The organism is Chitinophaga silvisoli (assembly GCF_003412465.1).
Taxonomy (GTDB): Bacteria; Bacteroidota; Bacteroidia; order Chitinophagales; family Chitinophagaceae; genus Chitinophaga; species Chitinophaga silvisoli.
Map to the genome: position 1 here is coordinate 407,320 of NZ_QTJV01000009.1, position 25,447 is coordinate 432,766.

A 25,447-nucleotide genomic window follows, 5' to 3' on the forward strand; every position below is an offset into this window, starting at 1 on the left:
AAATGACGGCTCTATTAATTGGACTACGCTTAATTTTTCATTTTGGACCAGTAAAATGCAGTTCGATTTAAGTAATTTTACCGATTCAACCTGAAACAAGGCGACATGGATAAAGGTACAACTGTTAAAGCCGTTTTTTTTGATATTGATGGTACACTCTTCAGTTCCAGAACGAGGAGCATTCCTGCATCAACTATCCGCGCGCTTAAACATCTCCGTGAGCGTGGCATCAGGGTATTCATTGCCACCGGCCGCTCCATCAATGCCATCAGCCATGTGCAGCACCTTGATTTTGACGGTTACATTACTTTTAATGGTGGCTGTTGTGTAGCAAAAGACAATAGTGTGTTGTTCAAACAGGCACTGGATCCGCAGGATATACAGCAATTGCTGCACTATACCAGCAATCAGCCTATGAATTTTTCCCTCATGTACTTGGATTGTCATTTTGTAAACCAGGCGACTCCTGAAATCATCGATATGTACGCTTACCTGAATCTGCCCGTACCGCCGCTGGTAGACAGGAATAACCCTGACATCTGCAACATCCTGCAGGCAAATATCTTACTGAATGTGGAAGATGAACTGGAGTTCATGAATAAGATCATGCCCAATAGCATCGCTACCCGCTGGGCACCACACTCTGCCGATATCAATCCAAAAGGTATCAGTAAAAAAGTGGGGGTCGAAGTTTTCTGCGAGCATTTCGGGTTTCATATATCAGAAACCATGTCTTTTGGGGATGGCGGTAATGATATTGAAATGCTGAAGCATACTGCTATTGGCGTTGCCATGGGGAATGCTACGGATGATGTAAAGGCCGCGGCAGACTATGTAACGGATGATATTGATAACGATGGCATCTGGAATGCCATCCGGCACTTTAAGATTTAGCCCTGTACCTGGCAGGGGTACTCCCCGTTTTGGTTTTGAAAATTTTATTGAAAGCTGCTGCTGACTGGTATCCAATCTTCTCAGCCACATCTACCCTATTCATACCTGCGGACAACATTTCTTTCGCCCTGTTGATGCGCCAGTTCGTCAGGTAGGTCAGGGGTGTTTCACCTACCAGTTCCTTAAACCTGTTGAAGAAAAGTGTTCTCGACATGCCTACCCTTTTCCCAAGTGCTTCTGCCGTCCAATCTACTGAGGGCTGATTATGCATGAGCTCCAGCGCCTGGCTGATCTGGGGATCTGCCAGTGCGGACATAAATCCTTTCTCTGCCTTGTCCTGTTCCAGGTAAGCCCTGATAACGCTGATAAACAACATTTCTGCCAGGCCTTTCAACATGACCTGTGTACCGGGTTTATTTACACTCAGCTCCGTTTGTAGGAGGAAACCCATATGCGTTAAAAATTGCTGGTTCTTAATACCGAAACTACTGATGTGTAATAAAGGAGGCAGGTCCTTGATAAATGGATGTTGCTGCTCTTCATCAAATGTAAAATGCCCCGCCGCCACGATTGTATCATCGCCGGCAAAGAGGCCGGGCGACTGCATATATTGGGCAAGCGTCAATAAGGGAGCAGTCGCATTACTGGCAATCCAATGCCGGGCACCATGGGGAATGACAACAATATCTCCCTCCTCCATGGTCAGGGGCTCACGGCCATGCAACCCTATCACACAGCTCCCCTTTGATACCCGCCAGAAGTAGGCATTGCCCTCAGGTATTACATCCAGGCCCCAATCCCCGCTCAGGCAGTTTTGTGAGCAGACAATGGCTTCCAGTTTCGATGCCTTCAATATTGAACTTAGTGCATCCATAAAATGTACGATTGCGCAAAATTAATGAACTTTTAGATACCGACAGTTCAGAGCCCCCCTCCTAGTTTTGCAGTATAAACATTAGGATCATGAAAAAACTAGCAGGAAAAGTAGCCGTAATTACCGGCGCGACTTCAGGAATGGGCCTTGCCACCGCCAGGTTGTTTGTGGAAGAGGGAGCATATGTATTCATCACGGGCCGCCGGCAGGATGTACTGGATAATGCGGTAAAGGAAATCGGTAGCAATGTAAGGGGTGTGGTGGCTGACTCCGGTAAATTATCCGATCTGGATCATCTTTTCGAGGTGGTTAAAAATGAAAAGGGGCATATCGATATTTTATTTGCCAGTGCGGGAGCAGTAGATGCCGCCCCATTAGGACACATTAGTGAGGAGCATTTTGATTATCAGTTCAATGTGAATGCAAAAGGTACCTTCTTCACGGTACAGAAAGCCTTGCCCCTGTTCAGGGATGGCGGTTCCATCATCATGACAGGTACGGTGGTAGCCGAAAGAGGGGGAGCCTACCTGAGTATCTATAGTGCAAGCAAGATGGTGCTGAATTCCTTTGCCAAAAGCTGGGCACCTGAACTGGGTCCACGGGGCATCCGGGTCAATGTCATCCATCCCGGCCTGATCGATACCCCTTTATCTGCACAATTACCTCCGGAACAACTGGCTTCTTACCGGAAAGGGAATGCCCTGGGCCGGGCAGGCCTTGCGACAGAAATTGCGGGAACGGCCCTGTTCCTGGCTTCCGATGATGCCGGTTATATCAATGGTCAGGCGATCTCCGTGGACGGAGGAGACCTGGGCGTTCGCTAGTCCAGGACCCTGTCAACCAGTACCTGGTCATAATGCTGCGCCTATACCATAAGGGTACTAAAAGGTCACCATAAGGTCACCAAGAGGTCACTTGTATATCGATTGGATATTGAGGTGACCTTATGGTGACCTTCTAGTGACCTTATGGCGACCTTTTAGTATACGGTTAGTTACGAAGACACTTACCGCTTCCCTGACGTTTGCAAGGGGTATTTTGAACACCAGCTCCCCTGAATCGTCCATAGTTACCCCGGATTTGTCTATGTCCTCATTATACCGGTCATCGTAGCTTTATGCCCTATGAAGCAAAAGCCAGCCATACCAGTACACCACTTCCGGGAAAGAGCGGACAAGAACTTTGAGATGTCCTCGATTGCTAATATGAAATACATCTCTCACTGGGACCAGGCACATCGTGACGACAACTACCTGCTATTCCTTCAACTGGAAGGGCATAGCAGGCTCTTTGTAGACTTCCAGGAAGTGAATATTACAGGCTGTGCGGTGTATTGCCTGCTACCCGGGCAGGTACATTATGGCATGTCCATGCAGGATGCGGATGCCTGGGTGCTGGGGATGGATTCTATCCGCATTAAAGAAAATCACAGAGCGGCCCTGACGGAATTCAGCATCAGGAACCAGCCGGTTCCATTAGATCCTTACAAGGGAGGTTTAATCAGGGATAGCTTCACCCTGCTGGGAAAACTCAGCACTGAATACCATGACGATGCGGATGATCACACCCTCAATTCCATGCTGGATGTATGTATTGGCCAGTTTGTTGCCGCCTGCCAGCGGGATAAGTTGCTGGCGGAACAGACTGCACTCCGGCCGCTGCTCATTACCAGGCAATTCAGGAGTTTATTGATGATCAGCTTCCGGGATATGAAAAGCCCGTCTGAATATGCTGCTGCACTCAACATTTCTCCCTCCTACCTGAACGAGTCCGTAAAAGAAACTACCGGGCACCCCGTCAGCTATTGGATTCAACAGGAAATCATGCTGGAAGCAAAGCGCATGCTCTTCTATACAAACAGTACGGTGAAAGAGATCGCTCACCTGTTGGGTTACACAGATACCTTTTATTTCACCAGGTTATTTACAAAGACGACGGGGATGCCTCCCCTTCAATTTCGCAGTAACTCCCGCAAATAGTCCAGACATTCCCTCTATTGGTTCATTGTTTCCCCCTATGTTCCTTCCGTCCTTTGTGATGATAAATCACAACAAAAAATGGAAGAGAAAAAGACTAAAACCAAATTGCTCATCGGGGCCCCGCTCGTGCTACTCGCGCTTGGCTATGGCATCAATGCCTATATCAGTAGCAGGGCTTATGAAAGCACGGACAATGCGCAGTTAGACGGAGACCTGCTGCCTGTGAGAGCAGGGATCACCGGCTATATTGCAGCAATCAGGTTCAGCGATAACCAGGAAGTAAAAAAAGGAGATACACTCCTTGTATTTGAAACGGCCGAATTAAAGGCAGATACCAGCCGTATTGCTGCAGAACTTGAAAATGCGCGGCTGAATGTAGCCGTTTCAAAAGGAATGGCAGTAGCAAGTCTTCAGAACGCCCATGCAGCGATGTTCGAATCGCAATCCAACACCCAGAACATTGCATCCACCAAAGCTACTTACGACAAGGCGCTAACGGATTTTAACCGCGCCAAACAATTGCTCGCCATCAAAGCGATTACACAGACTGATTATGAACACATCTCTACACAGGTAGATATAAGCAAAGCTGCTTACCTGAAAGCAAAAGCATTGGAACAATCCGCTGCAAGTAATAGTACCAGCCTGAAAACACGGGCCCTCACTGAAGAGAAACAGGTATCAGTAGCACAGAATATCATTCTTCAAAAACAGGCAGCACTGGATGCAGCAAGGGAACGTTTGCGGCATGCTTATGTCATTGCCCCATTTGATGGTATCGTTACTAAGCGCAATGTACAAACGGGGCAGTTTATCAACGCAGGACAGGCCTTGTGTGCTGTCATCAATCACAGGGAATTCTGGGTTACAGCCAATTTCAAGGAGACGCAGCTGAACAGGATCAGGCCGGGGCAGAAAGTAAGCGTGTCTGTAGATGCGTACGAAGGTGTGCAGTTAACAGGAATTATAGATTCTTACGGCGGTGCTACCGGGGCCCGCTTTGCACTGGTGCCACCTGATAATGCTACCGGCAACTTTATTAAAATCGCACAGCGCTTCCCGGTGAGAATAAAGCTGGACCCGCAGCCGATAAAGGAGCCATTATATCCGGGTCTGAGTGTATTTGTCAAAGTAAAAGTGAACTGATATGACTGCGGAAACTCAATATCCTACCGGGGCAGCCAGGTGGATCCTGGTGCTCACCTGTGTAGCATGTGCAGTAATGGAACTGATCGACAGCACGATTGTGAATGTTTCGCTCAGGGAAATCAGCGGGAATATTGGTGCCAGTGTGACTGAAATAGGCTGGGTATCTACCGCCTATGGTATTGGCAACGTGATTGTGATTCCACTGTCTGGCATGCTTGCAAACCTTATCGGGCGCAGGCTGTATTTCACCAGTTCTGTTGTGGTCTTTACACTGACCTCTTTGTTATGCGGCCTGTCTTCCAACCTCTGGGTGCTGGTATTGTGGCGACTGATCCAGGGTGTGGCAGGAGGTGGCTTATTGTCTACAGCCATGTCCATTGTATTAGGCGCATTTCCACCGGAGCAGGCAAAGACTGGCTTTCTCACGTTCGCACTTGGTATCATGATAGGTCCCATTTTCGGACCTGTATTGGGCGGTTTTATTACAGACACGCTGTCATGGCACTGGATTTTCTTTGTGAATGTGCCATTGGGTATAATTGGGGCGGTCTTGTCCTGGAAGTATATTACTGATCTGCCGGATGCTGTGAGGCCCCCGAAGATAGACTGGGCAGGCATTGCGTTTATAGCACTCGCACTTGGTTCCCTGCAGTATGTATTGGAAGAAGGTTCTATTCACGATTGGTTTGATAGTGCGGAGATACGAACTTTTTTTGCCATCTCGATCTGTTCTTTCATTGCCTTTGTATGGAGAGAGCTGACTACAGACCATCCGGCAGTAGAGCTTCGTTTATATAAAAATTATAACCTGGTACTGGGTAACCTGATTGGGATGATGTATGGTATTATGGCGAATGGCACCTTGTTCATCTTCCCCCTGCTTGCGCAGGTATCATTGGGCTGGACGGCTACACAAACAGGCGCATTCCTGATCTCCGGCGGTGTAGTGGGAGCAATAGGCATGATCCTTGGCAAAAAGCTGTTTGCAAATGCGAATATCAAGACACCGATGATTGCGGGACTAATTATTGTAATCATCTCCCTGATACCCATGGCATTTACCTCTCCTGATTCTACCAGGGACAATTTCTTCTGGCCATTCATTGTACGGAACCTGGGCGTGGCATTGGTAGCACCCAATATGATCGGCATAGCAGTAGGCACATTGCGAGGCAAAGACCTGGCACAGGCAACCGGGTTATCGACCATGACCAGGCAGCTGGGTGGTGCGATTGGTGTGGCGCTGATCAGCATTTATACCACCAGGAATAGTGCCTTTGTGCGGAGCAATCTTGTTGGCCACATTACAACATACAATACCGTCACCCAGGAAAGAGTGGACGGGATGACACAACACTTTATCAGTGCAGGTTTTGCCACTGACGAAGCGAATAAGGCGGCACACCAGATGCTGGATGCCAGCGTGAGCAGTCAGCAGACATTGCTGAGTTATAATCATGGCTTCATGACCTTTGCATTTCTCTTTGCGCTTTGTATTCCTGTGATCATGCTGATCAAAACTCCCAAAGGAAACAATGCGGCGGCCGATGCACATTAATTAATTACATACAATAATGAAAAAAAATATTCTCCTGATAGTGCTACTGCTAGTTGCGGCTAACAGTGATGCACAGACTCCCCTTACCTTGTCGCGGACAGAGGCGATTCAACTGGCTTTGAAAAACCGCTTTGATGTGAAAGCAAATCAATTTGACGTGGCAATAGCGACGAGTAAGCTCAGGCAAAGTACAAACAAATGGCTACCGGACATCAGTGCTGATGGGCAGGTGAAATATAGTCCGCAGTTGCAGAACACCGTTATTCCAGGAGGAGTGCTGCCGGGCTATGAAGAAAGTACCTTAGTGCCATTGATGGTAAAAAATGAAACTGTTTTTGGTTTAAATGTAACGCAGCCTGTATTCAATGCCGCTATAAAGAATGACAAGCAATTAGCCAGGGTAGCACTCTCCCTGGAGGAAGAAAGGAACCATGCAGCCAAGATTGAAATCATGCTCCAGGTCAGTCGTGCCTACCTGGATGTACAGTTAAAAGGATTGCAGCAGCGGGTGGCGGCTGATATAGCGGAGCGTAACCGCGAATATGAAACGATTGCAAGGGGTATGTATAATAACGGTACCCTGATTGAAAACCACTACCTGCGGGCAAGACTGGATCATGAGAATGCGGAGCAATTGTATAAGCAGGCCACGCAGAATTATGAATTGAGTGTAATGCATCTTCGTTACCAGCTGAATATAACTGATACGGTTGCTTTTGTGCTTAGTGATTCGCTGGATGCTGTTCTGGACAATACTCCCAGGGGCGAGCGGACAGAGATGGTGCAGTTAAAACTACAACAGGAGGTAAATACACTTTATCTGAAAAAGTATCAACAGGAACTGCTGCCTTCTTTGTCCTTTACTGCAAATTATTCACAGCAGTTTCTATCTGACAGGTTCAATTATGGAAGGGCTAAGTGGTGGAGTCCATTCAGTTATGTAGCACTCAACCTGCATGTTCCTATTTCATCTCATGTGAAAAATAAAGCTGTAATGACGGAGTACCGGCACAGGATCAGTCAGCACGCCTTGCTCCTTGAACAGCGACAGTCAGACATCAACTATGAAGTACAGCAGGCGCGGTCTTTACTGGCGAATGCTATACTGAATCAGAAAAATGCGAAGGATAGTTATGAATTGTCAAAAATAATCTTTCACAATCAGCAGGAACAATACAGATTAGGGGCCTTTGATTACAGTGCGCTGCTGGATACGGAGAAGAGTTTGAGTACGACTGAGCGGAATTATATTCAAAGTGCGTATGAATTAATGCTGGCGCAGATCCAGTTACAAAAAGCAACTAATAATTTTTGAGTTATGCCAAATGTACCTAAATGGATGGCGGACCAGATGGAGCACCTGCTGCCTTCAAAATTTATGGATATCGAGGTGGGTGCAATCACCACTTACAGTACAGGATTTAAGAAAATAACATTTCTGGCGGATCTGTCTGAGGTGGATACTTTCCCCGGCAGTTCGATCAATTTCCGGGTGAGTCCTACAGCAATCAGGCATTATACACCGGTGGATTTCGACAAGGAAAAGGGCTGTTTTGATGTATATTTTCACATACACGGCAGGGGCCCGGGAAGTTTACTGGCCGATCAGCTGCAAGCCGGAGATCGCCTGAAGGTATCCGTGCCCGGTGGCAGGAAATTATATGATCAAAATAAACAGGATCATTTTTTCTTTGGAGATGAAACGAGTTTTGGATTGTATCTCAGCTTGCTCAGGGAGATCAGGAAAAACAAGGGCAGGGCGTTCGGCATCTTTGAGCTGGATGAGGCGAATCGTTCCATAGTGGAAGATTACGACCTGGAGGTAGTGCCAAAAAATTCCGATGCTGCGCTGGCAGCACTAAGCAGGCACATTGCTGATTATAGAGCGGCTATCTTTTACCTGACGGGGAATGCAGCAGCTGCACAGCGGTTCAGGGCTGAATTGAAAAAGTATGAGATTTCTTCGAAGCAGATCAAGTTGCAGGGATACTGGGCGGAAGGCAGTGTCGGATTGTGAGCCGTTCAGGCAAATTATTTGAGCTGTATGGGATATATGCAATTTAAAATAAGGACCGAGCTTTGTCGTCTGCATAAAGAACAGGTGGTAAATGTACAGCAAGCGCTGTAGTATTTACCGGCAGCAATAATTTTGTAATTTCATAGCATGAAGGATCCGACCGAAATACTTTCCGGAGTCATTTTTTACGCCCATCTCAGCACCCAAAAAAAAGAGACGGGTGCATTCCTGACCCATAATACGCTTATCCTGATGGTATCCGGACAATTGACGATTGAGACCAGCAGCCAGAAAATAACCTTGCAAAAAGGTGATATGATGCTGGTGGGAAAGAACCAGCTGGGGCAGTTGACCAAAACGCCTTCGGAGGAAGGTAGTTATGAATCGATCGTTATTATTTTACAGGAAGACCTGCTCAGAACGATCGCGCTGGAAGAGAAAATAGAGATCAGGCAGAAATATAGTGGCTCCCCATTTGTGATGATCCCGCCGAATGATTTCATGCAGGGATATTTTCAATCGGTGATTCCGTATGTGCGTAACCCGGACGAAAAGATCACGATAGCGATGGGGATGCTGAAAGTAAGAGAGGTTGTCACCTTGTTAGTACATGCGGTGCCTGCGTTGAATAACCTCTTGTTCGATTTTTCAGCACCTTATAAGATCGATCTTAAGGCATTTATGCTGCATCATTATCATTACAATGTGCCGGTAGAAAAATTTGCGGAGTTGACGGGAAGGAGCCTGGCCGCGTTTAAGCGGGATTTTAAGAAAGTGTTTGATGCGGCACCCAGGCAATGGCTGCTGGAAAAAAGGTTGTTAGAAGCGCGTCACCTGATAGCGAAAAAGAACAAGAAGCCTTCGGCCATCTATCTTGATTTGGGGTTTGAAAGTCTTTCTCATTTTTCCCGCACTTTTAAAAAGATGTTTGGTAAAGCGCCTTCGGAATATGCATAATTCAAAATAGCAGGTCCGCATTGGGCCTGCTACTTTGAATTATGTACTGAAGTACGGCATGCTATGCATTGAAGCAAAGTGCTTCTATCACATCCAGCACACCGCCTTCATTATTATCTTTCTTTGTAATGAAACTGGCTGTTTCTTTAATTACAGGATGTGCATTCTTCATGGCATAGCTATATTTAGCATTTTTCATCATCTCATAATCATTCATGAAATCGCCGAATGCCAGGGTTTCCTCCGCACTGATGTTGTTGATGGCCTGCAGCATCTTCAGGGCTTCACCTTTATTGGCATCCTTGCGGGTGACATCGACCCAGAGCGCACCACCGAGAGTTACCTTCAGGCGGTCTGCAAAAGGTTTATAATGTGGGTAGCTATGTAGTTCGGCACCAGGTAAATCGAGAACGGACATTTTCAGGATGGGATCTTCTACCTTTGTGAGATCATCTACAATCTTAATATTCTTTTGGAAAACCAGGACTCTGTCCAGCAGCACTTTATCTTCACTCTCCAGGTACCAGAAATCTTTCCCGCAAAGTACGGGATAGGTATTCTCAACAGCGCGGGAGGTATTAACCAACCCGGCAATTTCTTCGTGGGGCAGGGCTTTGGACATGATTTCCTTTTTATCATACATGATAAAACTACCATTGTCCGAGATGGCGTATACATGGCCCATTAAAGGTTTGAAATTTTCAGTGATGCTGAAATGTGGTCTACCGGTGGCAATGCCGAGCTTTACTCCTTTCTTTAACAGTCGGGTGGCGATGTCCCAAAAACGCTCTGGTACCTGGTGCTGATCATTCAGTAAGGTTCCGTCGAGGTCTGTTACTACTAATTTAATCATGGGGCAAATTTACTATCTATTATTTATCTCTTCCAGGAATTCTGAAAACTTCCTTATCCCATCAGGCCCCTCTATGAGAATTGGTTACCTTTAAGCCATCAATGGGATGCATATGGAAATTAACAGACTGGACCACCTGGTCCTTACCGTCAAAGATGTAGCACATACCTGTAATTTTTACCGGGATGTATTAGGAATGGAAGTGGTCACATTCGGCAACAACCGTAAGGCTTTACTATTCGGCCACCAGAAGATCAACCTTCATGAAAAAGGTCATGAAATTGACCCCAAAGCAGCATCTCCTACCTGCGGATCAGGTGATCTTTGCTTTATAGCCAATACGCCGGTGGAACAGGTACTGGAAGAACTGCAGGCTAAAAACATCGCGGTACTGGAAGGAGGCATTGTAGAAAGAACCGGGGCTACCGGCAAAATACGATCAGTGTATTTCCGGGATCCGGACAATAACCTGCTGGAAGTAAGCAATTATATCCTGTAGATGCCACTAATTTTAAATAAATGTCAAAATAACACCTATTTTTACCCGGGGGGGTACTTATTATGCCGGCGTTTAGTATATTTACGTCAATGACGGCTTTTATCAAAAGCATTGCTTTGTACCGGATACAGGTCCCGGCGGCTATTTCAAAAGATATCATGCCTGATCAGAACAGGGTCAGTGATTTCCGTATGGGGAATTAAATGAAACGTCAACAAATTCCATGATATGTCAAAACGAATGTTACTATTCCTCTTCATGTCTGCATTTGCAGGTACTGAAGCCTTTTCCCAGAAAAATGATGTGCTTGTAAAAAGCCCGGACAAACTGCTGTCTGTAAATGTACAGCTCCGGGAAGGGAAAGCTTTTTATAGTGTCTCTTATGCAGGCAGGTCGATACTGGAGCCCTCTCCATTAGGGCTGGTGAGTGATCTGGGGGATTTTTCCCAACAGCTGCAGTGGGCTGGTAATAAAAGAAAAACGATCCGGGAGCAATACGTGCTGGACAGGGGTAAGGTGAGCAAGGTAGATTATAATGCCAATGAACTGCGCTGTGCATTTTTGAATGCCGGCAGGGATACGATTGAAGTATTGTTCAGGGTCAGCAACCGGGATGTGGCTTTCTCTTATCTTATTCCTCAGAATGGAAAGGGAGCGGTAGCCTGTACGGTAGAAAGGGAAGTAACAGGTTTTGATTTTCCCGCAGCAACGACCACATTTATCACACAACAGGCCTTGCCGATGACTGGCTGGATGAGGTCCAAGCCTTCTTATGAGGAACCGTATTCCATCGAAGAAGCGGTGGGTGTTCCTTCACAAAATAAGGTAGGCTATACCTTCCCGGCATTGTTTCATGTGGGCGGTCAGGCCTGGGCATTGGTATCAGAAACGGGTGTGGCAGACAATTATGTAGGTACCCGTCTCAGTGAGGGCACTGCTGATGGATTATATACCATTGCATTTCCGCAAAACGGCGAAAATAACGGGCAGGGAGCAGCAAGTGCCACAGCTCCCCTTCCCTTCCAGACATCCTGGAAGACCATTACTGTAGGCAAAGACCTTCGTCCTGTGGTAGCGTCAACCGTGGCTACTGATGTAGTAAAGCCCCTGGTAAAGTCCGAAAAGGTCTTTTCTCCGGGAAGGGCTACCTGGAGCTGGATCATCTGGCAGGACAGCAGTGCGAATTACAATGACCAGGTGACATATATTGACCTGGCAGCTAACCTCAAAGCGGAGTATGTACTGATCGATGCATTGTGGGATAAACTGACAGGGAAAGAGAAAATGGCCGAATTAGCCCGTTATGCCGCCTCTAAAGGAGTTGGATTGCTTCTTTGGTATAACAGCAACGGATCATGGAATGATGCGCCATATACGCCTAAAAACCGCATGAATGACCGAACTGTGCGCAGGGAGGAAATGGCATGGTTGCAAAAGATAGGTATTAAGGGCCTGAAAGTAGATTTCTTTGGCGGTGATAAACAGGTGACCATGCAGCTATACCACGATATCCTGGTAGATGCTGCAGAATTTGGACTGGTGGTTAATTTCCATGGCGCGACCCTGCCAAGGGGCTGGGAAAGAATGTATCCGAACTGGGTAAGCAGCGAAGCGGTGCTGGCATCGGAGAACCTGGTATTCCAGCAGTCTTTCTGTGATAATTATCCGCAGACGGCTACTATCTATCCGTTTACCCGCAATGCGGTGGCACCGATGGATTTTGGACCTGTGTTCCTGAATAAACGCCTGAGCCGTACCCAACAGAAAGGATCTATCCGGCGTACTACTGATGCGTTTGAAATGGCGACGGCGGTGTTGTTCTTCTCCCCTGTACAGCATTGGGGCCTGACACCTGATAACCTGGCAGGCGAGCCGGAGTACCTGCTGGACTTTATCAGGAATGTGCCCACTACCTGGGATGAGACCAGATTGATTGACGGGTATCCCGGCAAGTATTGTGTAATCGCAAGGCGTAAGGGCAGTAAATGGTATGTGGCTGCGGTGAATGGAGAACCGCAGGAGAAAACCCTGACGATCCAGTTACCGATGCTGGCAAATAAAGAGGTGTCCGTTATTAAGGATGGTGAAGGACAATCATCCGTATTACAAAAGCAGAAAATAGGTACGAGTGTCACCATAACTTTGAAGAAAGCTGGTGGCGCGGTACTCTTTAATTAAACAGACCATACGCTTTTATTCTATAGATCGAAACAGGCAGGCGGATCGCCTGCCTGTTTCGTTTTCGGTTTTAACTTCCTTACAACATAGATTTAAATTCCGTCGGCCGCATATTCGTTAATTGCCGGAAGGTATTGCTGAAAGCAGAAATATTGGAATAGCCTACCTCATAAGTGATTTCACTGATGCTCATATCTGTATCTTTCAGCAATTCCATAGACCGGATAATCCGCAGCATTTTTACATATTGGACAAAGGAAATCTGTAGCTTTTGCTGAAAGAGGCGTGTCAGGCTCCTTACACTCATACTTGAATGATCTGCCACCAATTCAAGGGTTAGGGGTTCGCCCAGGTTCGCCCTGATAAAGGTGATAATTGTATTGAGTTTCGGATCGTCTGTGGTCGGTAACTGGATGGAGAATTTCTTTAGATCTTCCTTTGGCAGCAGGTGTTTCAATGTGAGCAGAAATTCATACTCCCAGGAACCGGGAACAAAATCACCTTGCCAGTCTTTGCTAAAAGCCAGCATCTCAGCCAATAATTTGCTGACGGGATAGATCCCTAATTCATCGTAGAATGGATGCACTGTATCATTAGGAAAATAGATATTGATGATATGTACATCCTGCGAATTAAACATCAGGTTGTGCGCATACCATTTTGGTACCCAGAGGTAATGGTTTAATGGAATATAATAATCTTTTTCTTTTGTCTGCAAATGTACGATCCCGCCAAACACCAATAGCAGTTGCCCTTTTTCATGTTTATGTGCAGGTAATTTTTGTTCAACCTGCCGTCTCATCACTAATATAGATGCAGGGTCGCCATCTACTTTCTTCGCTAGTTCTTTCAGGTAGTCCATGTGGCCAAAATTAACAAATCTTAGGCTGATTATATAAAATGAATGGATCGCCCTCCAGATAACTTTGCCTGTATAAAAATACATGACCATGAAACGATTGTTAGGTTTCATGCTATTTTCAATCACAAGTGCCCTGCATGCGCAGGTACGGGACAGTAATGAGGTATTGTCACTGGAAAAAGTATGGAACATAGTAGATAAAGATAACAGCCAGCTCAGGCTATCGGGCTTAATAGAAGATCAGACTGATATAGACCTTCAGATCGCAAAAGACAAACGGATCCCGGAGCTTTCCGCCAATGCGAATTTTGCCCGCAATACCAGTTTCCCTCTATACACACATGGATTTTTTTCTGCACCGGATTACATTCCGACCTCCAGGTATGGCTATGGATTTGGGTACTCGCTGAATGTAAATGTATTTAATGGAGGCAGGGACCAAAGGAATATCCAGCTGAAAAAAGAAGAAACCAGGAAAGCGCAGCATGAATATACGCTGCAGCAAAGCAACGTGCGGTATGCGGTAGCTGTTGCTTATTATGACTTGTATAAATTTTTACAGTTTAGAGATTTTCTGGCGGCAGAAATCAGTTCAGAAAAGAAGCAGTTGGCCACTATTGAAAGTATGCACCGGAACGGCACGGTATTAAAAAGCGATATACTCAGAACCAATGTAAAACTATCCCAGCTGGAGCTCAGCTATTCGGATGTTGAAAAGAAAATAGCCATTGCCGGGCAAAGGTTGAATATTTTCATGGGCAGGGATAAAGATACGCCTGTGGAAATAGCCTGGCAGGAAGACCTTGCTGTGGCAGCAACTGAAACTGACACCAGCCTGGAACGCTCTCCTGCATACATGATTGCTCTCAGCAATGTACATTCGAGCCAGATCAATATGCGGCAGGCGAAAGCCGATCGATTACCCAAAATATCCCTCTTTTCTTATTATGATTACTCTTATCCGCAAATGGCCTTTTACCCTTATTCCCGCGACTTATATGGGTTTGGGCGTACGGGTGTAAAGGTTAGCATGCCTGTGGAAAACCTGTATAAGAGTAAGCACACCATTGCCAGGGCACGCAATAGTTACCAGCAGGAAACAATGAAATTGAATATTAAGAGAGATGAACTGACACTGGATATACGGGATGCTTACCTGCAGGAACAGCAGGCGCTCGAAAGCGTAAAAACAGCAGAACAAAATATCCTGCAGAGCACTGAAAGTGTACGTGTAATCAGGAGTAGCTATATGAACCAGGAATCATTGCTCACTGACCTGCTGGATGCGGAAAACATCCTGCTTGAAGCAAAATTCTCTTTAACATCTGCAAAAGTAAATGTACAACTCAGCCACATCAGGCTATTGGTTAAGACCGGAATTCTTTAATGTAAATAGTATATGAGTAAGAATAAAATTGATCGCATCGTAGTAAGTGCTACACAATACTCAGGCATCCTCCTCCTGGCAGGGATCATCATCTGGGCGGGTAAATATTTCTGGGAAGGGCGTAAATATGAACAGACAAATGATGCACAGATAGATGCCTACCTCTCCCCTGTCAATGTAAAAATCGGTGGCTATATAAAGAAAATATACTATCGTGACAACCAGCGGGTACATAAGGGGGACACCCTGGTATGGATTGAGCCGGATGAATATGGATTGAAAAAGGATGCTGCCGACGGGGAACTAATGAGTGCCCGGGCCAAACTGGAAATCCTGGATGCCAATGAAGAGACGCAGCGGAAAAACATAGAGGTAATACGTGCACGCCTCTCCGGGGCACAGGCAAAGCTGGAACAGCAGCAGCGGGAGTTTGAAAGGTATGAGAATATGTTGAAAGAGGCTTCTACTACCCGGCAGAAATTTGAGAATGTAAAAGCAGCACTGATCATTAACCAGTCAGGTTTTGAAGAAACAAAAGCGACACTCAGTGCCGCAGAATCAAAGCTGAATGATCTCCTGGCGGAACGTACTGCTATCCATGCGGAGATTAAGATCAGGGAAGCACTATTGGCAAGACAGGAACTGGATGTTCAATATACCATCGTAACAGCGCCATTTGACGGGCAGCTGGGCAGGAAAACCATCCAGGAAGGGCAGCTGGTGCAGCCAGGACAAACACTGGCATTCCTGACAAATGAAAGCGAAGAAAAATGGGTGGTAGCCAATTTTAAGGAAACACAGATAGGTGCATTCCGCATTGGCCAGAAGGCGAAAGTAGAAGTAGATGCTTTTCCCGGGGAGAGTTTCGAGGGAACTATAGAATCGAGATCACCTACTACAGGTTCCAGGTACTCACTCTTGCCGCCGGATAATGCTACCGGCAACTTTGTAAAGGTGATACAACGTATCCCGGTAAGAATCAAACTGAGTGATACGAAGGAGAAGCTGGCCAAGCTCTCTGCGGGCATGAATGCGAATGTTTACATTTTAAAATAAAAGAGATGTCAGCGATCTTTAAACACTGGGTACCTGAATGGCTGGCGAGGACCGTGATTTTTTCGGTGTTGATGTCCTCTCTTTTGGGTTTTGGCCTTTATTACAGCAATGCGGAAAGTGCCATCGGGTACTATGGAATAGAGCCGGGAGATGTGCAATTTTCAGTGGTACTGATGTATGCAGCAGGGGTTGGTTTCCTGGCGCTGGACTTCCGGATTGTAAAATATATTAAGTCCAGGAAATACCTGTTAATGGGCCTGGCATTGAATGCAATAAGTTACCTGATATGCTTTTATACAAAAAACTGGGCGCTTTTCCTGATTTGCAGATTTGTGCAGGGGGTGGTGTGCTCTACGCTGTGCAGCATTACCCTGAATATGATTTTTCCACGATTGCAGGCTACGAGAGCGAGGGTAATAGGATACACGGTATTCTATGGCGGATTACAGATTTCCATTCCTATCTGTGCTATTTACTGTACGGCTATGCTGCACTATTATGAGTTCAACTGGCTATTCTACGGACTCAATCTGCTGCAATTGCCGGTGATGCTTGGAGTACTCATCACGATGAATGCGCATGGGCGGTTTCAGAAGAAGATTCCCCTTTACCAGGTGGACTGGACAGGTTATTTATATTATACGGCGTTCTGTATATTGATTGGATATGTGCTTGTGTACGGGCAGCAGTTAAACTGGCTGGATAGTCCTTTGATAGTTGCCGCATGTATTATTTGTGCAGTATTGATCATATTATTTGTAATGAGGGAAAACCGGATTAAACGCCCGCTCATAGATCTCAGGGTTTTCAGGAGTACGAAATTTATAGTAGGGCTCCTGCTGCTGCTGGCTTTCTATATTTTCAAAGGAGTGACCGGGCTGGCTTACGGATATGTAGGTACTATTCTGGGTACAGACCCGCTGCATGTGGTACCTATATGGATCGCCAATATAGCGGGGATTTGTTTAAGCATGTTTATAACGGCGAGGTTGATCCTGATGGGTGTTCCTGTGGTAAGGATCATTTTCGCCGGATTCCTGATGCTGCTGGTATTCTATGTATACATGCTGCTGATGGTTTCTGTGACTGGCGATACCCATGATTTTATCCTGCCATTGTTTATTCATGGGGCGGCGACGGGTGTTTTATTTGTACCCTGTGTGGTTTACACGGCTTCGAATGTGCCGCCGAAACTCATCTTTAATGTGGCGTTTGTGGGGATCTTTGCAAGGTTTACAGGTTTTTGTATCAGCATTGCTGTTAATAACTATGTACCCTTGCAGGCAAGGGCTATGGCAAGAGAAAGGATGAGAGCATCCATTACAGATGTCAATCCACAGTTGCCGCTGACATTGAATCAGATTCAGCAGGCTTACGGGAGTGATGCGTATATGGGTAAGACATTGACGAATGCAGGCTTTGATCATCTCTTAAAGACACAGATAACTGCCAGGTCTATCAGGGACTATTATGATATGATGTTGATAGGGTTGCTAATTTTCCTCCTGGTATTTATTTTTTCAGGAGCTGCATTTTTAAAAAGGAGGCCTGATAATGGATAATTATCAGGCCTCAAATTATTATTTTAACGAATCGAGGTAATACTTTAGCTGTTTTAGGAACAGTGTATACGGACTCTTGCTATTCTCCAGTTTTCCAAAATTACGGATCCCCCAGTAACCTGACATCACGAACATGGTGACCTGTTTCGCATTGACATCCTTCCTGACAGTGCCGTTCTTCCGGCCCCGTTCAATGGCGGAAACCATTATTTTGATCCACTCGTGTGTCAGCTCATTGAGGGCTTCATTGAAGTCAGCATTCCAGGGGCTCATTTCAGCAGCGAAGTTGGCTACAGGACACCCGAATTCTACTTTGAGAAAGGGATCTTCCATCAGCAGGTGATGAATCAGGCCATAAATAGCATCCAGCGGCGGTGCATCCGTTTTCAGGGGATCAATGAAACTCTTCGCAAGCGTAGGTTTCATCAGTTCATTGATGATTGCGATTCCCATTTCATCTTTGTTTTTGAAATGGTAGTAGAATGCCCCCTTGGTCACTTTGGTGGTAGCGATGATATCGTCAACACTGGTGGTTTTGTACCCTTTGACATAGATCAGCTCAAATGCTTTCTCTAGAATATTCATCCGCGTTGCCGCTGCCTTTTTCATCTGGATCTGTTTGTTTTACCCTGAAATATAAATCGACCGGCTCCTGGCTTTCAAACCCCTTCTATTCAGGAACCTGATCATTGATTATACAATTTCGGATTTAATTTCTGTACGTAAAAAAAACAGCCGGATTTTTCAATTTGCCTGTAAGCTCCTGATATATTGCTTTACCAGCTGGAGTCCTTCCTGGTGCACAATGGTAGTTCCAATCTTAGGCATATGGAGCTCCCCCATTGTCGTCATCCTGATGATCATATTCTGCTTATTGAATTCAATCCCGGTCTGGTTGTAGGGGGTAAAATACCCCAACATCAAAGAGGTATTAGCTGCCATCCCTGTAGAAGAATGACAATGGGCACAATTGATCTCAAGATAAGCACGGGCCCTGGCCGTAATGGAAACTGAAGTGTCGTTATAGTCAGGCAGGACCGAAATGGAACGCACATCAGCAGGTGCAAGGATGTCTTTATGCATGAGATAGCTCAACTGGTTTTGCCTGATCCCCTCTCTGTTTACAATGATATTTAAGTTGGCTGCTTTGGGTCCTATCGGGCTGAGATCATGTCCCGATCTGTGGCAGGAGGCACAGTCGGCCTGTGCCGGGATCCGGTATGCAATTGTCCTGTTCTTGCCTAAAGTGACAGGCACAGTGGCCCCCTCATTCAAGAGCCTGGCATCCTGCTGATCTTCATTCCAGCGATAGGTGGCTGCATTCCATTTATTGTGCTGCAGCAGGAGCAGGCGGGTTTCGATGATTTGTCTGCTACTGTCTTTTGTGTAATAAAATGTTTTGGCAATGATAGTACCATCGGGAAAGACGGGCAGACTATCACCCTGCAGGATGATCTTTGTGCCGGCAGGTATTTTCAGGAGGCGTTGCTTTTCAGCATAGTCTGTAAACAGTGTGGAAGCAATCTCTATTGTGGTCACTCCGGCTGCCGGTACCAATGCTGTTTTAAAGAGTCCATATTCCGACAACTTATCTTTGAAGGTGATGTTGTTGCTGATTACCTGTGAGGCGTTGTTACAGGCCATCATCATCAGCACAACAACCACAGCGATATACTTACCTTGTTTCATTGTTTGCCGTAGGTGCCAGGATATACTTATCGATATAAAAGGTACCGAATGGAATAATGCAGCCGAGTAACACCTTCCAGGAGGTTTCGGAAAATTTCCAGCGGTAGGTTACGCCTACACTGAGAGTGGTAAAGACGAATAAGGTAAAGAGTAATCCATGAATGGGTCCCATTACTTTTACCATAGCTGGCTGACCTGCCCAATATTTTAATGGTACGGCGATAAAGAGCAATATGATCAGGGAGATTCCTTCCAGGAATGAGATGATCCTTAGACGACCAATGGGTGTCTTGAAAAGATGTAGCATAAGTTTGATTAGGTTTTAGAATGATCGGAAATAAGGCCGGTTAGCCAAGGGCGAAAACGGCCATGGTATAGCGATCAATATGATCAGTAGTGCGATTGAAAACCATACCAGTATTGTTTGAAACTTCTTTTTGTCCGTCTCCATCCGCTTTGCCTTCGCGGAACCTATTGTCATAATAACAATAGCAATTACCATCAGTATGATGTGTATGTAGCGAAAGAAGGTATGCTCACTCACGATCTCATGGGAGGATGCATCCACTACATTGTATTTGACGATAGGACTTATTATATAGAGGTAAAGGCCAAGCATTAACTGGATGTGCCCGAGGGTGGCGGTAAGATGCCTGACGGTATTGTTCAGCGGAGAAAAAACCTTGCCTGCGCGAAGCCCATTTACTGCCATAACAATTGCATAGACAAGGCTGATGAGCACAAGATAACGGTTTGCTGAGTGTAAAAATAAAAAGGTCTGATGCATTGCTATTTTATTGACAAGGCAAAAGTAAATAAAAAACATACTAGTTAGTATGTTTTTAAAATTTTTCTTTTTGGGGCAATAAAAAAAGGCAGCGTCACCGCTGCCTTCTACTATTAAAACATCAAACTATTCTTAGATACTCATTGGTGCGCTTTCGGGCAAAGCACATTCAAACTTTTCCTTTTTTGCGCAGAGTTGTCCCCATTTCAAACAGGTAGCGCCCCACGAAAATCCGGCACCGAATGTGGTGATCAGTAAATTCTGACCGGGTTGGAAATCTTCTGCAAAGTCCCACAACACGAGGGGCACAGTAGCGGAAGTCGTATTCCCGTATTTTTCTATGTTGATTTTAACTTTTTCGAATGGGATATTGAGTCTTTCGCTGACAGCCTGGATAATTCTTTTATTAGCCTGGTGAGGAATGACCCAATCAATTTCTTCTACATCCATGTCATTGAGATGCAGGGCTTCGCTGGAGGCTGAGGCCATAGATTCAACTGCATTTTTGAACACCAGGGCACCATTTTGTTTGATATAGTGCGCTCTTTCCTGTACGGTTTCGTTGGTAGCAGGGAACCTGGATCCGCCGGCTTTTACCAGCAGGGAATCTGTGCCACTTCCATCAGTCTTCATCACGCTTTCCATCACGCCATAATCTTCAGTAGTTGGCTCGAGCAAAACTGCTCCTGCGCCATCGCCAAAGAGGATGCAGCTGTTACGGTCTTTATAGTCAACGATAGAGCTCATTTTGTCGGCCCCGACTACGATGACTTTTTTGTACCTGCCACTTTCGATCAGGCTTGCCCCGGTGGTGAGGCCGAATAAAAAGCCGCTGCAGGCGCCATTGAGGTCAAAACCGAAGGCATTGATAAGACCGCTTTTTTTACAGACGAGGCTACTGGCGGGAGACAGTAAATGGTCGGGCGTAGCGGTGGCCAGGATGACCGCTTCAATTTCTTCAGGTTTAACCTTATAGTTATCGAGTAAGTTTCGAATAGCTGATGCTGCCAGATCTGAGGTAGCCTCATCCTCTGCATTTGCAATACGTCGTTCTTCTATGCCTGTGCGCTGTTTGATCCATTCATCGGAAGTATCCACAATTGTCGATAAAAACTGGTTGGTCAGTATTGTCGAGGGTACATAGCCTCCTAGTGCGCTGATGGTAGCTCTGATCTCCTTTCTCATTTACATTAAATCTATCACAGAAAATTTGGGATGCAAAGGTAACTTAAAGTAAAAGTAGTTGAGTTTTTTTTTCATCAAATTTAGGACCGGCGAGTCAAACTCATTGATTTTAATTATTTATATATGAATTTTATTGTTTAAAACGTGGATTTTGACCCAGATTGGGGAGCGGAAAACTGGTTATTTGGGGCAGAATTCTCATTTCGGGTAAAATACTTGCTTCAGGCAAGGTACCATATGTAGCTATTTTATGTATTTTGTCTCCAGCCTAAACATGCTGTAATGAGAACAAAGTACTGCCTGCTTTTATTAATATTCCACGGTCTCTTCTTATCAACATCATTAGCCCAGACCGCAAAATTGCCAACACGATGGACGAAAGCCGCGATGTCGGCCACGACCCCTTTTCCTGAATATCCACGGCCGCAGCTGGAGCGGAAGGACTGGATGTGTTTAAATGGGAAATGGGACTACATTGGTGGCGAAAAGGTGGCCAGCGCCCTTAACCCGGCTAAGCCAATAAGCTTTGGGGACAAGGCAGAGAAAATCCTGGTGCCTTATTGCCCGGAGTCTGTGCTTTCCGGCATTGAGCGTAAGCAGGAAATCAATATGTGGTATCGCCGCACATTTGACATTCCTCTTGCCTGGAAAGGTAAGCAGGTGATTGCCAACTTCGAGGCGGTAGATCATGATGCTACGGTATTTGTGAACGGGGAAAAAGCCGGGTCTCACGCCGGCGGCTATAGTTCCTTTCATATCAACATCACCAGGTGGTTGAAGGCAGGGAGCAATACGATCATCGTAGCTGCACATGATCCTAATGATGGAAGAACGCCTTCGGGTAAAAATGGCCCGCGGGGTGATTATACTTTTACTTCAGGGATCTGGCAAAGTGTATGGCTGGAACCGGTGAGTGAGCATTATATCAGAAACATCCGGCTCTTGCCTGACCTGGCAAACAGCAGGCTGGAAGTATTTGTAGATGCAGATAATGCGCAAGTGAGGGCCACTGCATTGGACGGGGGAAAAGCGGTGTCTGAAATTACCGGCCGCGCAGGTACGAAAATCTATGTGCCCCTTAAAGATCCTAAACTATGGTCTCCCACCAGTCCTTTTCTATATGATCTGAAAATAACACTGAGTGACAGCAAGGGCAAGATCACTGATGAGGTCAGCAGTTATTTTGGTATGCGGGATATTCGACTCGGCAAGGTGGATGGAGTGGTACGACCACTGCTGAATAAGCAGTTTGTGATGCAGATTGGATTGCTGGACCAGGGATATTGGCCGGATGGTATCCTGACAGCGCCTACAGAGGAAGCATTGAAGTTTGATATTGAATTTACAAAAAAGGCGGGCTTCAATTTAATCAGGAAGCATATGAAGACGGAGCCGAAGCGATTTTATTATTGGGCGGATAAACTGGGCTTGTTAGTCTGGCAGGATATGCCGGCGATCTGGTATCAGCATGAAGATACAGCCAATGCGAGAAGCACTTTCAGGAAAGAACTGACGGCTATGATGGATGATCTGTACAACGCTCCATCTATCATTACCTGGGTGCCTTTCAATGAAAACTGGGGGGCATTTGATGTAAGGGAAATCACTGACTGGGTAAAGCAGCTCGATCCTTCAAGACTGGTAAATGGCAATTCCGGCTTTAATAATAATCCGGGGTATCAGCAGGCTGCAGGAGATCCGGGGAATGGAGATTTTGTAGATACGCACATTTATGTCGGTCCATACGGAGCATCTGTACCCGATGAAAAGAGGGCGGCCTCCCTGGGAGAATTTGGGGGTGTCGGATTGTTTGTACGGGGCCATATGTGGCCGGTGGAAAATAATGCATATGATTATGCGCCGACAAAGGAAGCGCTGACGGACAGATATGTATTGCTCATGGACCAGGTAGAACAGCTGATGAGGTATAAAGGGCTCAGTATTGCGATTTATACACAGACGACTGATGTGGAACATGAAGTGAATGGGATGCTGACTTATGACAGGGAGGTTGAAAAGATGAACATTGCAAGAGTGAAGGAAGCAAATGAAGCGGTGATTAAAGCGGGCAACTCATTGCCGGCACACCCTTAAGTTGCGGAAAATAAATAGAGGATGTACCAAAAGTAAAATTTCCTGGATTTAATCCGTGGACCTGATGGAGAGTATTTTATTTATGTAATGCTCAATGCCTTCAGATTACTTTTGATACAACCTCTCTTCTACTAATGCCTGGCAAGGGCTGCCCTTTCCTGTGCCGCTGCTGTTCCTTCAGGTGCAGCTTCCAGGTTGGTAACCAGATTAACATGCTGAATGTTTTTCTGTTTAAATGTTTCAAGGACTCTCTTCACCACCGGATAGGGCGTTTCATTGTCTGCCTTGATACAATATTTCAATTGCTTAATATTGCTGGTTTGCGCCGCACGGCCGTATTCAATCCAGGACACTAATTCATTATTAGTAGAATCGGTTGGAATTCCTTTTTCCATGGGGGATCCTTTTCTATCATTGGACTTGAGGGAAAGATAGGCTTTCAGGTGTTGAAAATCTGTTCCTACTGAAGCTCCCATTGTAAAGTTAATCATCTGGGATTCTGACAATCCCAGTTTAAACTGATCATTGAGATCCTGAATTAACTTTTGACGTTGTGGTTGTCCCTGCATGTCAAAAAATACCCGACCGTTTTTATCGATACTGATTAATATTACATCTGCATCTGGTAACAGGGCAGTGTTAATTGAAGAAGGTGTAACGATTGCAACAGGTTCATCCGGTTTGAAAGTGGTGGTCATGATAAAGAAATTAAGGAGTAGAAACACCACGTCGCACATCGCAGTCATATCAACTGATGTAGATTTCCTGGCTAATTTAGCTCTGGCCATAATATTGATTTTTGAATTTTAATGCATGGAGGTTCCATTACCGGATCTGGTCCCGTATTCATGACATTTTCTATTGCAAGTTGCAAATTGAAGTGCGGGCAACCAATAGACATATTACGCCAGTATATGTCTATTTCACGCCCACAGGTATCAGGACCATAACAGGCCTCTGTATTCGCTGGGGCTTATTCCTGTGGCTCTTTTGAAGAATTTACTAAAGAAGAACTGATCGCTGAATGCCAGTTCACCGGCAATTTTACTGATGGGGTCAGACAGGTTACTTAACATGATTTTGGCTTCTGCTATGACCATTTGGGTAATGACTTCACTGGTTGATTTGCCCAGGATTTCCTTTACACATTTAGTGAGGTATTTAGGAGTGACGTTTAGTTTTTCAGCATAGAAGTCTACCTCCCTCCTGTTCTTAAAGTGTGTGGTGAGTTCAGCATAGAATTTCTTGACCAGGACTTCTTTGCTATTCAATTGAATCTGTTTGCCAGAGAATTTTTTATGGATCACGGAGGCTATTTCGAAGAAGAGGACTTTGAACAGGTTAATCAGCAGTTCACCAATAAAAGGGTGGTCTTTGGGCAAATTATTCTTAATGGAGAGCTGGTCCATGATGGTTTTAATGTTGTGTACCTCTTCGGGCAGGAGTGCATGAACGGGCATGTGTTGCCTGGTGTATACGCCAAATCCATCCATATATTTTTTATTCAGGGCGGCTTCGGTGAGGAGGGTGATGGTGAAGTCGATAGCGGTGAATGCGCATTTCCGGAAATCGTTCAGGAATTCGGCGATGACATTCGGGGCGAAGAGTAAGAGTGAATTGGCAGGGATGTCGTATTCGACAAGATTTAATCTCATTTTGAGTATACCACTGGTGACCAGGATGACGGTATAATGGTCTAAACGAAATGGGATGGAGATTTCTGGTTCTATCCGGAGATTCTCATTGTTGAAGATATTAAATTCCCTACTATGTTTGCTATCGGCAGCGAGCATGATCTCTTCTATTGTATATACCCTGATTGCGTTTGACCTGGGAGTCCCCTTTTTCATGCTGCCAAAGTAATTAT

At 45.6% G+C, this 25,447-nt stretch carries 24 protein-coding genes; 14 read left to right on the plus strand and 10 right to left on the minus strand.

Features of this window, described 5'->3' with window-relative positions:
* Positions 1-105: 105 nt before the first annotated feature.
* Positions 106-894, plus strand: a complete 789-nt coding sequence (locus DXN04_RS23460) for a Cof-type HAD-IIB family hydrolase (RefSeq protein ID WP_116855833.1) — start codon at positions 106-108, stop codon at positions 892-894.
* Here the strand turns inward: DXN04_RS23460 and DXN04_RS23465 are convergent.
* A complete protein-coding gene (locus DXN04_RS23465; RefSeq protein WP_116855834.1) occupies positions 884-1,768 on the minus strand; it encodes an AraC family transcriptional regulator in 885 nt (294 codons plus the stop codon). The genes DXN04_RS23460 and DXN04_RS23465 overlap by 11 nt on opposite strands.
* Positions 1,769-1,857: 89 nt before the next feature.
* Between DXN04_RS23465 and DXN04_RS23470 the strand changes: the two genes are divergently transcribed.
* The 7 genes from DXN04_RS23470 to DXN04_RS23500 all read left to right on the plus strand — a co-directional run bounded on the left by DXN04_RS23470 (position 1,858) and on the right by DXN04_RS23500 (position 9,428).
* Positions 1,858-2,592: an SDR family NAD(P)-dependent oxidoreductase gene (locus tag DXN04_RS23470; protein ID WP_116855835.1), complete on the plus strand. Its 735-nt coding sequence runs from the start codon at positions 1,858-1,860 to the stop codon at positions 2,590-2,592.
* A gap of 300 nt (positions 2,593-2,892) precedes the next feature.
* Positions 2,893-3,747: a helix-turn-helix domain-containing protein gene (locus DXN04_RS23475; RefSeq protein WP_116855836.1), complete on the plus strand. Its 855-nt coding sequence runs from the start codon at positions 2,893-2,895 to the stop codon at positions 3,745-3,747.
* Between the two features lie 78 nt (positions 3,748-3,825).
* Positions 3,826-4,893: an HlyD family secretion protein gene (locus DXN04_RS23480; protein ID WP_116855837.1), complete on the plus strand. Its 1,068-nt coding sequence runs from the start codon at positions 3,826-3,828 to the stop codon at positions 4,891-4,893.
* 1 nt (position 4,894) lies between these two features.
* Positions 4,895-6,454 carry a DHA2 family efflux MFS transporter permease subunit gene (locus DXN04_RS23485; protein ID WP_116855838.1) on the plus strand — a complete coding sequence of 520 codons (1,560 nt, stop codon included), beginning with the start codon at positions 4,895-4,897 and terminating at the stop codon, positions 6,452-6,454.
* Positions 6,455-6,470: 16 nt separating this feature from the next.
* Entirely contained in the window at positions 6,471-7,769 is a 1,299-nt protein-coding gene (locus DXN04_RS23490; RefSeq protein WP_116855839.1) for a TolC family protein, read from the plus strand.
* Positions 7,770-7,772: 3 nt separating this feature from the next.
* Positions 7,773-8,471: a siderophore-interacting protein gene (locus DXN04_RS23495; RefSeq protein WP_116855840.1), complete on the plus strand. Its 699-nt coding sequence runs from the start codon at positions 7,773-7,775 to the stop codon at positions 8,469-8,471.
* A gap of 147 nt (positions 8,472-8,618) precedes the next feature.
* Positions 8,619-9,428, plus strand: coding sequence for a helix-turn-helix domain-containing protein (locus DXN04_RS23500; RefSeq protein ID WP_116855841.1), 810 nt, complete (start codon positions 8,619-8,621; stop codon positions 9,426-9,428).
* 61 nt (positions 9,429-9,489) lie between these two features.
* Here the strand turns inward: DXN04_RS23500 and DXN04_RS23505 are convergent, their stop codons facing one another.
* Complete coding sequence (locus DXN04_RS23505; RefSeq protein ID WP_116855842.1) at positions 9,490-10,281, minus strand: HAD family hydrolase; 792 nt, start codon at positions 10,279-10,281, stop codon at positions 9,490-9,492.
* A gap of 112 nt (positions 10,282-10,393) precedes the next feature.
* On the opposite strand from DXN04_RS23505, the gene DXN04_RS23510 reads away from it, so the two are divergent.
* Together DXN04_RS23510 and DXN04_RS23515 are read left to right on the plus strand one after the other, a co-directional pair.
* Positions 10,394-10,780 carry a VOC family protein gene (locus DXN04_RS23510; RefSeq protein ID WP_116855843.1) on the plus strand — a complete coding sequence of 129 codons (387 nt, stop codon included), beginning with the start codon at positions 10,394-10,396 and terminating at the stop codon, positions 10,778-10,780.
* A gap of 228 nt (positions 10,781-11,008) precedes the next feature.
* A complete protein-coding gene (locus DXN04_RS23515; protein WP_199415119.1) occupies positions 11,009-12,958 on the plus strand; it encodes a glycoside hydrolase family 97 protein in 1,950 nt (649 codons plus the stop codon).
* A 79-nt stretch (positions 12,959-13,037) separates the two neighbouring features.
* On the opposite strand, the gene DXN04_RS23520 is transcribed toward DXN04_RS23515, so the two are convergent.
* Entirely contained in the window at positions 13,038-13,820 is a 783-nt protein-coding gene (locus tag DXN04_RS23520) for an AraC family transcriptional regulator (RefSeq protein ID WP_116856018.1), read from the minus strand.
* An 88-nt stretch (positions 13,821-13,908) separates the two neighbouring features.
* On the opposite strand from DXN04_RS23520, the gene DXN04_RS23525 reads away from it, so the two are divergent.
* Genes DXN04_RS23525 through DXN04_RS23535 form a run of 3 tightly spaced genes read left to right on the plus strand, consistent with a single transcriptional unit; the run spans position 13,909 to position 17,825 of the window.
* Positions 13,909-15,207 carry a TolC family protein gene (locus DXN04_RS23525; protein ID WP_199415120.1) on the plus strand — a complete coding sequence of 433 codons (1,299 nt, stop codon included), beginning with the start codon at positions 13,909-13,911 and terminating at the stop codon, positions 15,205-15,207.
* 12 nt (positions 15,208-15,219) lie between these two features.
* The gene (locus tag DXN04_RS23530) at positions 15,220-16,263 is read left to right on the plus strand and encodes an HlyD family secretion protein (RefSeq protein ID WP_116855846.1); all 1,044 of its coding nucleotides are present in this window, start codon (positions 15,220-15,222) and stop codon (positions 16,261-16,263) included.
* A 5-nt stretch (positions 16,264-16,268) separates the two neighbouring features.
* Complete coding sequence (locus tag DXN04_RS23535) at positions 16,269-17,825, plus strand: MFS transporter (protein WP_116855847.1); 1,557 nt, start codon at positions 16,269-16,271, stop codon at positions 17,823-17,825.
* Between the two features lie 18 nt (positions 17,826-17,843).
* Here DXN04_RS23535 and DXN04_RS23540 read toward each other — a convergent pair whose 3' ends face one another.
* The 5 genes from DXN04_RS23540 to DXN04_RS23560 form a co-directional block, all read right to left on the minus strand.
* Positions 17,844-18,434, minus strand: a complete 591-nt coding sequence (locus DXN04_RS23540; RefSeq protein ID WP_116855848.1) for a TetR/AcrR family transcriptional regulator — start codon at positions 18,432-18,434, stop codon at positions 17,844-17,846.
* Positions 18,435-18,569: 135 nt separating this feature from the next.
* Positions 18,570-19,514: a c-type cytochrome gene (locus tag DXN04_RS23545; RefSeq protein ID WP_116855849.1), complete on the minus strand. Its 945-nt coding sequence runs from the start codon at positions 19,512-19,514 to the stop codon at positions 18,570-18,572.
* The gene (locus DXN04_RS23550; RefSeq protein ID WP_116855850.1) at positions 19,501-19,821 is read right to left on the minus strand and encodes a DUF3817 domain-containing protein; all 321 of its coding nucleotides are present in this window, start codon (positions 19,819-19,821) and stop codon (positions 19,501-19,503) included. Before DXN04_RS23550 ends, DXN04_RS23545 begins: the two co-directional genes overlap by 14 nt.
* Before the next feature lie 15 nt (positions 19,822-19,836).
* Positions 19,837-20,301 carry a hypothetical protein gene (locus DXN04_RS23555; protein WP_116856019.1) on the minus strand — a complete coding sequence of 155 codons (465 nt, stop codon included), beginning with the start codon at positions 20,299-20,301 and terminating at the stop codon, positions 19,837-19,839.
* A 132-nt stretch (positions 20,302-20,433) separates the two neighbouring features.
* A complete protein-coding gene (locus tag DXN04_RS23560) occupies positions 20,434-21,486 on the minus strand; it encodes a beta-ketoacyl-ACP synthase III (protein WP_116855851.1) in 1,053 nt (350 codons plus the stop codon).
* A 282-nt stretch (positions 21,487-21,768) separates the two neighbouring features.
* On the opposite strand from DXN04_RS23560, the gene DXN04_RS23565 reads away from it, so the two are divergent.
* Positions 21,769-23,580 carry a glycoside hydrolase family 2 protein gene (locus DXN04_RS23565; RefSeq protein ID WP_116855852.1) on the plus strand — a complete coding sequence of 604 codons (1,812 nt, stop codon included), beginning with the start codon at positions 21,769-21,771 and terminating at the stop codon, positions 23,578-23,580.
* Positions 23,581-23,711: 131 nt separating this feature from the next.
* On the opposite strand, the gene DXN04_RS23570 is transcribed toward DXN04_RS23565, so the two are convergent.
* A complete protein-coding gene (locus DXN04_RS23570; protein WP_116855853.1) occupies positions 23,712-24,368 on the minus strand; it encodes an ExbD/TolR family protein in 657 nt (218 codons plus the stop codon).
* Between the two features lie 150 nt (positions 24,369-24,518).
* Positions 24,519-25,430: an AraC family transcriptional regulator gene (locus DXN04_RS23575; RefSeq protein WP_116855854.1), complete on the minus strand. Its 912-nt coding sequence runs from the start codon at positions 25,428-25,430 to the stop codon at positions 24,519-24,521.
* Between the last annotated feature and the right edge of the window lie 17 nt (positions 25,431-25,447).

Bases quoted from the DNA above. Each gene is read 5' to 3' on its own strand.
- DXN04_RS23460 (WP_116855833.1), top strand. From the start codon at position 106: ATGGATAAAGGTACAACTGTTAAAGCCGTTTTTTTTGATATTGATGGT.
- DXN04_RS23465 (WP_116855834.1), bottom strand. From the start codon at position 1,768: ATGGATGCACTAAGTTCAATATTGAAGGCATCGAAACTGGAAGCCATT.
- DXN04_RS23470 (WP_116855835.1), top strand. From the start codon at position 1,858: ATGAAAAAACTAGCAGGAAAAGTAGCCGTAATTACCGGCGCGACTTCA.
- DXN04_RS23475 (WP_116855836.1), top strand. From the start codon at position 2,893: ATGAAGCAAAAGCCAGCCATACCAGTACACCACTTCCGGGAAAGAGCG.
- DXN04_RS23480 (WP_116855837.1), top strand. From the start codon at position 3,826: ATGGAAGAGAAAAAGACTAAAACCAAATTGCTCATCGGGGCCCCGCTC.
- DXN04_RS23485 (WP_116855838.1), top strand. From the start codon at position 4,895: ATGACTGCGGAAACTCAATATCCTACCGGGGCAGCCAGGTGGATCCTG.
- DXN04_RS23490 (WP_116855839.1), top strand. From the start codon at position 6,471: ATGAAAAAAAATATTCTCCTGATAGTGCTACTGCTAGTTGCGGCTAAC.
- DXN04_RS23495 (WP_116855840.1), top strand. From the start codon at position 7,773: ATGCCAAATGTACCTAAATGGATGGCGGACCAGATGGAGCACCTGCTG.
- DXN04_RS23500 (WP_116855841.1), top strand. From the start codon at position 8,619: ATGAAGGATCCGACCGAAATACTTTCCGGAGTCATTTTTTACGCCCAT.
- DXN04_RS23505 (WP_116855842.1), bottom strand. From the start codon at position 10,281: ATGATTAAATTAGTAGTAACAGACCTCGACGGAACCTTACTGAATGAT.
- DXN04_RS23510 (WP_116855843.1), top strand. From the start codon at position 10,394: ATGGAAATTAACAGACTGGACCACCTGGTCCTTACCGTCAAAGATGTA.
- DXN04_RS23515 (WP_199415119.1), top strand. From the start codon at position 11,009: ATGTCAAAACGAATGTTACTATTCCTCTTCATGTCTGCATTTGCAGGT.
- DXN04_RS23520 (WP_116856018.1), bottom strand. From the start codon at position 13,820: ATGGACTACCTGAAAGAACTAGCGAAGAAAGTAGATGGCGACCCTGCA.
- DXN04_RS23525 (WP_199415120.1), top strand. From the start codon at position 13,909: ATGAAACGATTGTTAGGTTTCATGCTATTTTCAATCACAAGTGCCCTG.
- DXN04_RS23530 (WP_116855846.1), top strand. From the start codon at position 15,220: ATGAGTAAGAATAAAATTGATCGCATCGTAGTAAGTGCTACACAATAC.
- DXN04_RS23535 (WP_116855847.1), top strand. From the start codon at position 16,269: ATGTCAGCGATCTTTAAACACTGGGTACCTGAATGGCTGGCGAGGACC.
- DXN04_RS23540 (WP_116855848.1), bottom strand. From the start codon at position 18,434: ATGAAAAAGGCAGCGGCAACGCGGATGAATATTCTAGAGAAAGCATTT.
- DXN04_RS23545 (WP_116855849.1), bottom strand. From the start codon at position 19,514: ATGAAACAAGGTAAGTATATCGCTGTGGTTGTTGTGCTGATGATGATG.
- DXN04_RS23550 (WP_116855850.1), bottom strand. From the start codon at position 19,821: ATGCTACATCTTTTCAAGACACCCATTGGTCGTCTAAGGATCATCTCA.
- DXN04_RS23555 (WP_116856019.1), bottom strand. From the start codon at position 20,301: ATGCATCAGACCTTTTTATTTTTACACTCAGCAAACCGTTATCTTGTG.
- DXN04_RS23560 (WP_116855851.1), bottom strand. From the start codon at position 21,486: ATGAGAAAGGAGATCAGAGCTACCATCAGCGCACTAGGAGGCTATGTA.
- DXN04_RS23565 (WP_116855852.1), top strand. From the start codon at position 21,769: ATGAGAACAAAGTACTGCCTGCTTTTATTAATATTCCACGGTCTCTTC.
- DXN04_RS23570 (WP_116855853.1), bottom strand. From the start codon at position 24,368: ATGGCCAGAGCTAAATTAGCCAGGAAATCTACATCAGTTGATATGACT.
- DXN04_RS23575 (WP_116855854.1), bottom strand. From the start codon at position 25,430: ATGAAAAAGGGGACTCCCAGGTCAAACGCAATCAGGGTATATACAATA.